Source organism: Verrucomicrobiia bacterium, assembly GCA_019634625.1.
In the GTDB taxonomy this organism is placed as follows: domain Bacteria; phylum Verrucomicrobiota; class Verrucomicrobiia; order Limisphaerales; family CAIMTB01; genus CAIMTB01.
Genome location: JAHCBA010000005.1, coordinates 67,166 through 78,354 on the forward strand (window position 1 = coordinate 67,166; position 11,189 = coordinate 78,354).

General features: G+C 69.2%; 7 protein-coding genes. 4 read left to right on the plus strand and 3 right to left on the minus strand.

Annotated elements, in window-relative coordinates:
• Positions 1–154 precede the first annotated feature (154 nt).
• Positions 155–1,438: a hypothetical protein gene (locus KF833_04490; protein MBX3744545.1), complete on the minus strand. Its 1,284-nt coding sequence runs from the start codon at positions 1,436–1,438 to the stop codon at positions 155–157.
• A 635-nt stretch (positions 1,439–2,073) separates the two neighbouring features.
• Here KF833_04490 and KF833_04495 point away from each other — a divergent pair.
• On the plus strand, positions 2,074–2,973 hold the full coding sequence (locus KF833_04495) for a phosphatidate cytidylyltransferase (protein ID MBX3744546.1): 900 nt from the start codon (positions 2,074–2,076) through the stop codon (positions 2,971–2,973).
• Here KF833_04495 and KF833_04500 read toward each other — a convergent pair.
• Both KF833_04500 and KF833_04505 read right to left on the minus strand, forming a co-directional pair.
• Positions 2,966–6,019, minus strand: coding sequence for a c-type cytochrome (locus KF833_04500; protein MBX3744547.1), 3,054 nt, complete (start codon positions 6,017–6,019; stop codon positions 2,966–2,968). The genes KF833_04495 and KF833_04500 overlap by 8 nt on opposite strands.
• A gap of 358 nt (positions 6,020–6,377) precedes the next feature.
• Entirely contained in the window at positions 6,378–6,629 is a 252-nt protein-coding gene (locus KF833_04505; protein MBX3744548.1) for a HAMP domain-containing histidine kinase, read from the minus strand.
• Between the two features lie 108 nt (positions 6,630–6,737).
• Here KF833_04505 and KF833_04510 point away from each other — a divergent pair, with 108 nt between their 5' ends.
• From KF833_04510 to KF833_04520, 3 genes are read left to right on the plus strand one after another with little or no spacing between them, the layout of a single operon-like run.
• On the plus strand, positions 6,738–8,108 hold the full coding sequence (locus KF833_04510; GenBank protein ID MBX3744549.1) for a trypsin-like peptidase domain-containing protein: 1,371 nt from the start codon (positions 6,738–6,740) through the stop codon (positions 8,106–8,108).
• Between the two features lie 5 nt (positions 8,109–8,113).
• On the plus strand, positions 8,114–10,276 hold the full coding sequence (locus KF833_04515; GenBank protein MBX3744550.1) for a hypothetical protein: 2,163 nt from the start codon (positions 8,114–8,116) through the stop codon (positions 10,274–10,276).
• Positions 10,260–11,183 carry an NAD-dependent deacetylase gene (locus KF833_04520; protein MBX3744551.1) on the plus strand — a complete coding sequence of 308 codons (924 nt, stop codon included), beginning with the start codon at positions 10,260–10,262 and terminating at the stop codon, positions 11,181–11,183. The genes KF833_04515 and KF833_04520 overlap by 17 nt, the downstream gene beginning before the upstream one ends.
• Positions 11,184–11,189 lie beyond the last annotated feature (6 nt).

Consider the following 11,189-nt stretch of genomic DNA (forward strand, 5'->3'; position numbering starts at 1 on the left):
CATCCCGGAGTTGTGGAGAGAGGTGCGAACTGCGCGAAACGTCGCCTCGGAGGGCCGAATTCCAAGAGGCCAGACCTGTGGGTGACCCGAAAGGCACGGACTCGCGGCTCCAGGTCCCCTCAAGCCACGGCCTCAAGGCGGTTCGCAAGTCCGGTTAGGGCACGTCGAGGAGGCGCTGAAGCACCTCCGTCAGCACGCCCTCGACCTCGGGGGCGACATTGGAAGCCGGCGGGCTGGTCTCGTACCCGCCCTCGTCGTAGGCAATGGCCGTCCCGATGTATCCGGGTCCGTAGTCCCCGTACGCAGCCATGGCGACGAAAAGGTCCGGGCGCGCCGCCTTCGCCGCGAGCTGGTACTCGACAAACAATTCCCCGGGCAGATGGAGAATGCGGGCCGGGCCAAGGGCCAGGCAGCTCACGTCAACCCGGTGGCCGGACTCGACACGCCGCAGCCAGGCGAGCTTGGAAGCCCCGCCGGTCAGGAAGAAAGTACCATCGCGGCCAGCCATCCGGGCTTCGAGATCGGCGATGGCAAGGTGCCGGGCCGGGGGCAGCGCCGTGGGGATCGAGGTCCATCCCACCCGACTGGCGTCGATCGGGGAGCGATCCGTGGCTTCCCAGGCGCGGCGCAGTCCGTCCGCCAGCCGTTCGGCGAGGAGCCCGCGGTTCTCCCGCGCGCCGTCGTTGTACTTGCCCGCCCCGAGATTGCCCCCTGCCCCGTTGAAATGAACGTGAAGCGCGTCCGGAACGGCCAGTTGCCGGAAGAACCGGGCCACTCCCGGGAAGTCGGGGTTCGGAATGCCGGTCCGGTAGTAGCTCTGGGGATGGACCGCGTAGTAGCTGAGCACCGCGAGGGGACGGTCGTGCTGCCAGAGACTGATCACCGAAACGATCGGGTCGATGGTGCCCTCGGGTTCGGCGCGAAGTTCGGGATCCCGGCAGGTGGTGTACCGGGTTGCCCGCACTTTGCCGTCGGAACCCAGAATTCGGCGATTCGAGGCCACTTCGAATACCGGCGCCTGACCAAGCCCGAGATGGCTGATCGGCTCCGGCCGCGCCAAGGCCCGGCGCACCCCCACGTCGAGCCTGTCGAGGACCTCGCGGGCGAAGGTGCCGTCGTAGCTGCCCGGCTCGAGACCAGCCTGGCGGAGCAGTCGTTCAGCACCGAAATCGCAGTGCGGCGCGTCGTGCTGGTGAAGCGCATGAACCGCCACCCGTTCCGGACGGGTGCCGGCGGCGCGGGCAAGGACTTGCCTGAAGACGTCGTGGCCTTCGTTGGCGATGCCGATCCAGTCGATGGCCATCAGGACGATCGGCTCCCCGGCGCCCACCAGCACGATGCCGCGCGCGCGCAACCCGAGATCCCAACTGTTCGTGACTGGATCGTACGCCATGGCTGAACCGGGGGGGGGCGTGGCGTCCACATCGAAGGTGCCCAGACGCAGACCCGTCGCCGGCGCGGCCAGCGGGAGTCCGGAGCCGATCAGCCACAAACCTACAATCCAGCAACGAAGCAGGGAGGCGTGCACGGCGGTACGGTAACGCCCGTGCCGGCCGCAGGGAACCCTGCGATGGGGCGCGTCCGATAGCTCGCCAGGCTGCTTGTTGTTGATGTCCAACGATAGCTCGCCAGGCTGTTTGTTGTTGATGTCCAATACCTAGTCAGTCTTTTATGTGTTGACCACGTATTCGATAGTAGGTCTGACTCATAGTTGTTGACACCGCACTCTCCTGCTGGGAATCCCGTCCGGCCGCCGGAGTTGACCTGCTCGCGGATCGTCAATCGCAATATGTCGGGCTTTTTATGCAACTGGGTCAGTGGTCAATAATTATTTGACTGTCTTATCAAATGGAGCGCGGCTGAACGTCCATCCGGGTCGGTTGTTCCCCCAATGGTTTCTCCCAATATGCCCGCACTCCGCCGAGCCTTCCCCGGCACGGCAGTACGCCCCCCCAAGCCCCCAATAAGGACTCAACCATCCTCAAGCCGAATCGTTTGCCAAGGATTCGGGTGGAGGCTGGCGCTGCCGAGATTCCGCTTTCCGGCCGACGATCGGTCGGGGCTTGATGGGGCATGTCCGCTGCCCCCGAAGCTCCGGCACCGAAGACCTCCGGTCCTACCCGCGGGCGCATTTTCGTGCGGCGCCTCGGCAGCACGGCGGCTCTATGGGCGGTGGTGCTCTGGACCGTGTTTTCCACCCGGCGGGACCTGACCGACTGGGTCTTCCTGGGGATGCTGATGGGCCTGACGTGGGTGGGGATGCGGGAGTTCTATGGCTGGGTTGGGCGACTCGGGAAAGCCTGCTTTCCCGGGTGGGGCGTCGGGCTGGGGCTGGGCATTGTGACGGTGCCGTATCTTGGGCAGATGGGGATTCTGGGCGGAGGCGACCTGGAAGGGCCGGCCATGGCGCTGGCCTTCCTGGCGCTGTGCGCGCGGCGCTTCCTGGCCCGGGACGTGACGGACGGTCTGGCCGCCCTGGCCACGACCTGGCTTGGATTGCTGTATGTGCCGTGGCTGCTGAACTTCATGGCCCGGATCGTCCTCGACTCCGCCATCGATGGCCGCTGCTACCTCCTCTACTTCATCCTGGTGACCAAGTTCAGCGACCTCGGTGCCTATGTGACCGGTTCGCTAATCGGCCGGCACAAGATGATTCCACGGATCAGCCCGGGGAAAACCTGGGAGGGTTTTGCCGGGGCGATCGCCTTTTCCACCGGCGCGAGCCTCGCCTTCACCGCGACCGCTGGGGATCGATTGGCGGGCATGACCCTCATGCACGCCGCCCTGCTCGGCATCCTGTTGAGCGTGTCCGCGGTCCTGGGAGATCTGGTCGAGTCGCAGTTCAAGCGGGAGGCGGGCGTCAAGGATTCCGGGCAGTGGTTCCCCGGGATCGGAGGCGTCCTTGACCTGGTGGACAGCCTCCTGTTCAACGCACCGCTGATGTACCTCTACCTACGGTTCGTGCTCACTTGAGGGCCACCGGGACGCCGTCCGTCAGGCAGGCGAGGAGATCCGCCAGTTCCTGAGGGGTGAGGGTTGTCTCGAAACCCTCGGGCATGAGGGATCGTGGTTCGGTGGTCTGCCGCAGGATGCGTTGGCGTGGGAGCGACGTTTCGAGACCGGATGCCTGCCGCAGAACGAGACCGTCGGCCGACTCCGAAACGATGACGCCGGTCAGCGACTCCCCGTCGGTGGTCTCGACCGTGGTGGCGAGGAAGGCGGAGGCGACTTCCCGGTTGGGATCCAGTATGCCCACCAGGAGCTTCTCCCGCGGTTGGGAACGCACACTCTCCAGATCGGGACCGAGGACGTGTCCGTATCCGGCGAGCCGGTGGCAGGGAGCGCACTGGGCCTGATGCACGGCGAAGCCGCGCCGCGGATCGGCAGGGAGATCCAGGGCGGCGAGCGCGGTGGCCAGGGCTTCAGTGCGCGACGGCGCTGGGGCCCCCAGCAATTCCATCGCGCGTTCGCGCCGGGCCGCATCGGGATGACGGCGGAGACCGGCGATCTGGGTGGCGGTCAGGTCGCGCGGGGTGAGAGTGCCGCCCGCCAGAGCGTCGAGAACGCGGTCCATCCCAGCGGGCCGGCGCAGGGTGATCTCCAGGGCGTCCAGGCGGGCCGGGGCCGCCAGTTGCGACCAGCGCGGGAGGAGGGCGTCCCAGGCGCGGGATTCGTCCGTTCGGAACAGGGCTTCCACCGCCGCGCGTGGCAGTTCAGTCGATCCGGCAAGGGTGGCGAGCAAGGCCAGGCGATCAAACCCGGAAGGAGTCGGCATCAGGCCGAGCCAGCGCACCGCATCGAGGCGATCGGCCAGGTCAGTGGCAGCCTCGGGGGACGCGGCGAGGGTCAAAGCCAACGCATGGATGCCCTGCCATCGCGGGTCCCCGGGAACGAGGACGGCAGCCTCGGCGCCGGCCTGACGCAGCCCTTCGACGAAGCGCGTGGCCAGGTGAAGGACGGAGCGTTCCGGGGACCGCGCGAGGAGGACGTCCAGCATCGTGGCGCGTTCGTCGGGCCTGTTCCGACGCCCGAGGGTCCGGGCGAGAGCGGCCAGGGCGCCGGACCGGTGCGGAAGATCGTTGTCCCGAAGGAGCGCCCGGAAGAGCGCCAGCGTGTCGTCACCTGCCGACAGGATCGCGGCCTCAACAATCCCCTGCTCCCGCGGCTGGCTGTCCGCCGTGCGGATCAGGCGGGCCAGTAGCGCGGTGCGTTGCGGGACCTGGAGGGTGCCGAGGGCGAAGGCGAGTTCGAGCCGGACGAACGGCTCGTCGCCGGCAAGGGCGGTCCATGTGGCGTCGTCGATCTCCGTGGGACCACGCCCGGTGAGGCGACGTTCGGCAAGGCGCACCGCGTGACGACGGACGGGTTCGGAAGCGTCGCCCAGGGCGCTGCCGAGGTCGGAGACCTGAAGCCCCCCGAGTGAGTCCAGCACGTAAAGGGCGTGGAGTCGGGCCATCGGGAACGCGGCGCCGCGCAGGGCGCCACGGAGCAGCGCCGGCGCTTCGGGATCCGCCCGTTCGAGGAGGAGACGGGCGGCGGTGTCACGATGCCAGCCGTTGGGATGCCCCAGCAGGGCGACGTACTCCGGGGTGGTGAGGCCGGCGAGCCCGACCTGACGGCGGATGGGTTGCTGGGCCGGGGCAACGCGATAGAGGCGGCCGAGGTCGTTGCCCGCATTGAGATCGAGGTGGCGTTTGAGGTTGGGCGGGAGCGACCACGGGTGTTCGATGATCTCCCGGTACATGTCGATGACCCACAGACAGCCGTCGGGGGCGTTGACGAAATCGACGGGGCGGAACCAGGTGTCACGGCTGGCCAGGAACTCCCGGTCACGTTCGTCAGAGGGCCGTTCGCCGATGAGCTCGCTGCCCTCGGCCCGGATCTTCTTGCGGTGAACGAGATTGCTCCCGCAGTCGGCGACGAAGGCGTCGTCGGCGAAATCGGGGCCGAAGGCGTCGCCCCGGTAGAGCGTGAGTCCGGTGGCGCTGGTGAAGTAGCCGCTGGATCGGCCACCCCCCTCGATGAGGCCGGCGACCAAACCGGTCACGCGCCAGCGGGTGCGAATGATGCGCCAGGGTTCCTCGGGGCTGAGGCGGAACACCTCCGCGGCGGGTCCGTCGGCGGCGATGCTGACGCGGGCGGGTCCCAGGACGCCTGCGGTGTTCCGGGCGGCATGGTGCTCCTCGTACCGTGCCCATTGGAGGTGGTCGGAATTCGAGCAGAGGAACTTCCGGCCCGTGCTGTCGAAGCTCATGCCATGCTGGCCGCCGCCGGTCTCCGGTCGGAACTCCAGCGTGCGCGGATCCAGGGAGAAATCGCGTCCCCGCAAATCCCAGCTCCGTTCGGGATCGAGTGGCGGCAGGCCGGCTTTGGCGCGCCAGGCACGCGTGAAGGCGGAATCGACGGCACGGACCTGTCCGCCGCTCAAGCTGGACGATCCGTGGATCCGGTTGTCGAGGCCCCAGCGGAACGAGTTCAGCATCGCCTGCACGTTGAGGCGGTTCGTGGCATACGGCGCGAACTGACTCGCGAACCCCGTGAAGACGATCTCGCGGAGGTCCGCGCGTCCGTCGCCCGTGGTGTCCTTGGCGTACCAGATGTCCGGCGTGGCCCCGACGAACACTCCGCCGTCCCAGCAGGCGATGGCGGTCGGCCACGGGAGGTCCTCCAGGAAAACCTCGCCCGTCTCGAAGTGGCCGTCGCCGTCGCGATCCTCGATGCGTCGGACGCGCCCAAGCTGTTCCGGGCGGCGCTCGGAGTAATCCCGCATCTCGATGACGAGTCCCCGCCCATGCTCATCGAACGCCAGCGCGATGGGGTCCACGACGGCGGGTTCGTGGGCGGCGAGTTCGATGCGGAACCCGGGTTTGACCACGAAAGCCGCCAGGGCTTCGCCCGGGTTCAGCGGCGGATACCGGGGAATCTCCTCCCGCTGCAGATCCGGCTCGGCGGCGCCCACGGCGGAACAGGCGATCGCGGCGGCAAGCAAGGCGGCGAAGGGGCGGCGCGACGGAGGCATGACCCGGGCATGCGAAACCGCCAGGCGCAACGCGGGCGAGTCGAAAATGGAGCCCGGGTCCATTCCCGGCATTCTTGACGGGAGCGTTCGCTCATCCGGAACCGCATTCTTCGGATGGCCGGACTGTCCATTCCACAGATGTCCGGCAGGAGCCGGCCCGCACCGGGAATCGAATCCTCGATCGGGACGACGCAGCTCGAACGAGGCCCGCCGCAACAGACCGCCCGGGAACGGTCAGGCGCTGCCCGCGTTGCCTGTGCCCCCGGTCCACGACGCCGGATTGCGTCAGGGTCGAGCCGGTGCATCCCCGAGTTGTGGGTGGGGAGGCAGCGAATTGGAGGATCGGTTCAGATCGACTTCATCGTCCCGGGCCATCCAGTGGAAGGCGGATCGCCACGAGGGTTCCAAGACCGGGTTCGCTGACCAACTCGATCCTCCCCCCATGCCGCTCGACGACCGACTGCGCCACCGCCAATCCCAGCCCCGTTCCCTCGCCCGGCGGCTTGGTGGTGAAAAACGGATCGAATACCCGGCTGATGGCAGCCCTTCCCATGCCCTGCCCCCCGTCGATGAAGAGGATGGACGCCCATTGGCAATCACCGTCCCCCATGGCACGCTCCACGCCGATCGTCAGGCTTTCATGATCCCGCCGCCCCCGCTCCGAACGTCCCGCACCGCGTCCGGGCCGCTCTCTCCCCCGCACCCCGCGCCCCGCCGGATGGCCACGCTCGCCCTGGCTTTCGTCATCGCGGCCGCTTTCCTGCCAACCCCTGCCCGCGCCTCCTCCTCCGGCCCGGCGCTCTCGGTCGCCCTCGACTTCCGCGCCGAGGTCAATCAGGCCAAGGAACGCGTCTTTCCCGCGGTGGTCTTCCTCAAGTGCCTTCGTGAGGACTTCGAGGGCGGGGCCCGCCGGTCCCGGGAGGTGTCGGGCAGCGGATTCCTCATTTCGCCCAAGGGCGAGATCCTCTCGAACTGGCACGTGGTCGAGAAGGCACTGCGAGTCCGCTGCCTGCTCCAGGACGGCCGGGCCTTCCCCGCCGATATCGTGGGTTCGGACAAGGCCACGGACGTCGCGCTGCTCCGCCTGCGCCTGCCCGCGGACGCCGGACCCCTCCCGTTCGCGGTGCTGGGCGACTCGGATGCCCTGACCGAGGGCGACTTCGTGATGGCCATGGGCGCCCCCTGGGGCCTGGCGCGGTCGGTGTCGATCGGCATCGTCTCCTGCGCCCGACGCTTCCTGCCCGGGGCCAGCGAATACCACTGCTGGGTGCAGACCGACGCCGCGATCAGTCCGGGGAACTCCGGAGGCCCGCTCCTCAACACCGCCGGCGAGGTCATCGGCATCAACACCCGCGGTGCCATGGCCGGCGGCGACCTCGGGTTCGCCGTGCCCAGCAATGTCGCCCGGGAAATCGCCGAGCTTCTGCGTCGCCGTGGGGATCCGGGCTGGAGCTGGAGCGGGCTTCAACTCCAACCCCTGCGCGACTTCGACCGCGACATGTACTTCGATGCCGACGAAGGGGTGATGGTCGCCGAGACAGCCGCCGACAGTCCGGCCCGGCGCGCCGGGTTCCTGCCGGGCGACCGGATTGTCTCCCTGAACGGGAATCCCGTGACCGCCCGAACCGACGAGGACCTCCCGGATCTGCGCCGGCGGCTCGACCAGTTGCCCCCCGATGCCCCGGCCCGGGCCGACGTGATCCGCGGCCAGACCCCCCTCACCCTCTCCTTCCAGCCTGCGCGAAAGGGCGCCATCGAAGGGGACGTCCTCGACTGCCCGCGCTGGGATTTCACGGTCAAGGCGATCAACCGCTTCGACACCCCCAATCTCCACCTGCACCAATCCGAGGGGGTGTACGTGTTCGGTGTCCGCCAGCCCGGCAACGCGGCCCTCGCCGGGCTCCGACCCAATGACATCCTCGCGCTCATCGACGGGGAACCCGTCCGCACCCTGGCCGAGGTGGCCGAACTGCACCGCCGCGCCCTCGAACGCATCGACCGCCAGCCCCGCGCCGTCCTCGGCATCCGCCGCGCCGGCCTCTCCCGTCAGGTGGTTCTCGATTTCTCCCGCGATTATCTCAAGGAATGATGCCCATGAAATCCCTGTTCCTCGCCTCGGCCCTGGGTCTCGTCGCCGCAACGCCCGCCACGGTGGCCGCCCCCTTGCCGCCCGAGGCGCAGTCCGCCCTCGCCCAGCATCTGCTCCCCTCCCTGGTCCGTATCGAACTCGAACTGCACCCCGATTCGGGAGACCCGCCCGAGGGTGCCGGCCTGGTCGAACGCTGCCCCCGCTGCGGACGTTTCCACGTCGAACTCGCCGCCACCGTGATCGAGGAGGATCGACGCCTCGAGTTCCCCGGGATCCTGATCGGGGACACCACGGTCCTCATGCCCGAGGCGCAGATCCACCCACGCTTCATCCGTTCCATCGTCGTTCGATCCGGCGACGATGACGTCGCCGCCCGGAGCGCCGCCCGGGCCGTGGGCCAGCCGGCCATGCTCCTGCACCTGGACCGTCCGTTACGGTCCAGCCGACCGGTGCCCTTCGACCCCCGCGCCGCCGCACCGCACGCCCTGGCCTCCTTCAAGTACGATGCCGGCTGGACGGTCGCGATCCACGCCCTGCCGACGGCGGTGTCCTTCCGTGAAGGCGTGCCACCGTTCCTTGATCTGGCCGCCCCGGGAATCCTCCTCTCCCCCACCGGCGTCGCCGCGGGCGCAACGCTCGACGGCCGTCTTCCCCTCGACGATTCCTGGAAGGGCCACCCCGGCCAGGTCTGGGATTGGCACGATGCCGCCGCCCTGGCCGCCCAGGAAACGACCCTGCGCCGCCGGATCGACGCAGCCGCCCTCCAGGTTGAACTGCGGTTCCGGGCCTCGCCGACCGCCATCGATCCCCGTCTCTCCATGCGCTACGGTCTGAATACCGACGACGACGCGACCGAACGCCGCGAACTCGCCGTCCTCGTCGAGGATCGCCGCCTCGTTGTCCTGGCCGGACTTCCCCCGGCCACCACGGCGCGGCTGGAACGAATCCTGGTTCATCCCCCCGAAGGCGACCCCATCGAGGCCACGTTCGTCGCGTCCCTCCGGGATACGGGCGCCTTCGTCGCCGACCTGGCCCGCCCGCTGCCGGGCCCCTTGGAGCCCTCCGACCTCCCCGTCGCCGAATGGCCCTCGAAACCGCTCTGGCTGGCCCGGGTGGACCTGCGCGGCGAAACCCGGACCGCCCACCTCCAGCCGGTCCGGGTCGAGCAGACCGTTCGCGGTCCCCGACACCGGCTCTACCCGGAACTGCGCCCCGGCCTGCCCGAGGGATTCCTGCTCGACCACGCCGGCCGCGTTCTGGCCCTGCCGCTGGCGTCGCGAGCCCGCCCCTCCGCCACCGACCGGTTCTCCCGCGACGAGTCCCGGCGCCTCACCCCGCTGTCCTACCTGCGGGAGGCCCTCGCCGATCTGGACACCGCCTCGGACCCGGCCAATGCCCCGCTCACCGAAGCCGACGCCCGCCGCATGGTCTGGGCCGGGATCGAGATGGAGAGCATGACCCCCGATCTGGCCCGCGCCCTCGGCGTCTCCCACCTCACCCGCAACGGCCAGTTCGGCGGCATCGTCACCGCCGTTCACCCCGATTCGCCGGCCCATGCCGCCGGTGTCGGGACCGGCTGGATCCTCCTGCGCCTGCATCCCGCCGGCCGCAACGTCCCCGTCGAGGTCCGGCTGGATCGCGATGGGGGCGGCGACGGCTTCGAGTTCCCCTGGGACCGCCTCGACGAGGTGCCGGCCGAGTACCTGGACCGCCTTCCGGCCCCCTGGCCTGCCGCCGAAACCCCGTTCAACCGTCTCCTGGCCCAACTCGGTCGCGGCACCCGCTACGCCGCCGAGTTTCTTGCCGACAGCGAATCCGTCCGGCGCGAACTCCAGGTCGAAGTCGGCCCCCCGCACTTCGACTCGGCGCCCAGCTTCAAATCCTCCGCCCTCGGATTGACCGCCAGGGACACCACCTTCGAGGTCCGTCGCTACCTCAATCTCGGCGCCGATGAACCCGCCGTCGTCGTGTCGAAGATCGAACCCGGCGGAAAGGCCGCCGTCGCCGGCCTCCGGCCCTACGAGATCATCACCCACCTCGACGACCTGCCGTTGTCGGACGTCGCCATCCTCGAGACAGCCGTTCGCGCAGGGGGCGACTTCCGGCTCGCCATCCGCCGCATGAGCCAGGGGCGCGTCGTCCACCTGCGCGATGTCCCCGCCGAATAACCCCGGCGGCGCCGTCCCATTCTCCCCAGGTCAAACCCGGCGCCCCGTGAACCCCACTCTCCTCCAGGCCCTGCTCGATGCCGAGGCCCTCGTCATCGCCGCCGGTGCCGGCATGGGGGTGGACTCCGGTCTGCCCGATTTCCGCGGCACGGAGGGTTTCTGGCGCGCCTACCCTGCCGTCGCCCGCCTGGGACTCCGCTTCGAGCAGATGGCAAATCCAGCCTGGTTCCACCGTGATCCCCACCTCGCCTGGGCCTTCTACGGACACCGCCTGAACCTCTACCGCACCACCGTCCCCCACGACGGCTTCGCCCTCCTGCGTCGCTGGTCCGACCGCCTGCCCCACGGTGCCTTCGTCTTTACCTCCAACGTGGACGGCCAGTTTCAGCAGGCCGGCTTCGACCCCGCCCGCCTCGTCGAGTGCCACGGATCGCTCCACCACGCCCAGTGCTCCCAACCCTGCACGGACGACATCCTCCCGGCGGACAACCTGACGGTCGCCGTGGACGAGGAAACCTTCCGCGCCGCCGATCCCCTGCCGCGCTGCCCCCGCTGCGGAGCCGTCGCCCGGCCCAATGTCCTCATGTTCGGCGACGGTTCCTGGATCCCGGACCGCACCGACACGCAATGGGGGGCGCTCGAAGGCTGGCTCGAAGCCCTGCGCACGGAACGCGCCCGTCTGGTGATCATCGAACTCGGCGCCGGCTCCGCCGTGCCGACCGTCCGCCACTTCTCCGAAGACCTCGCCCGCTCGCCCCGCGCCGTCCTCCTCCGCATCAACCCGCGCGAACCCGAAGTCCCCCCGGGCCATTTCAGCCTCCCCGAGGGCGCCCTCGCCGGGCTCCGCCAACTCGACGCCGCCCTCGCTCCCCACCTTTCGCTTCCCTCCAGCGCCCCCTCCGCCTAGGCTGTC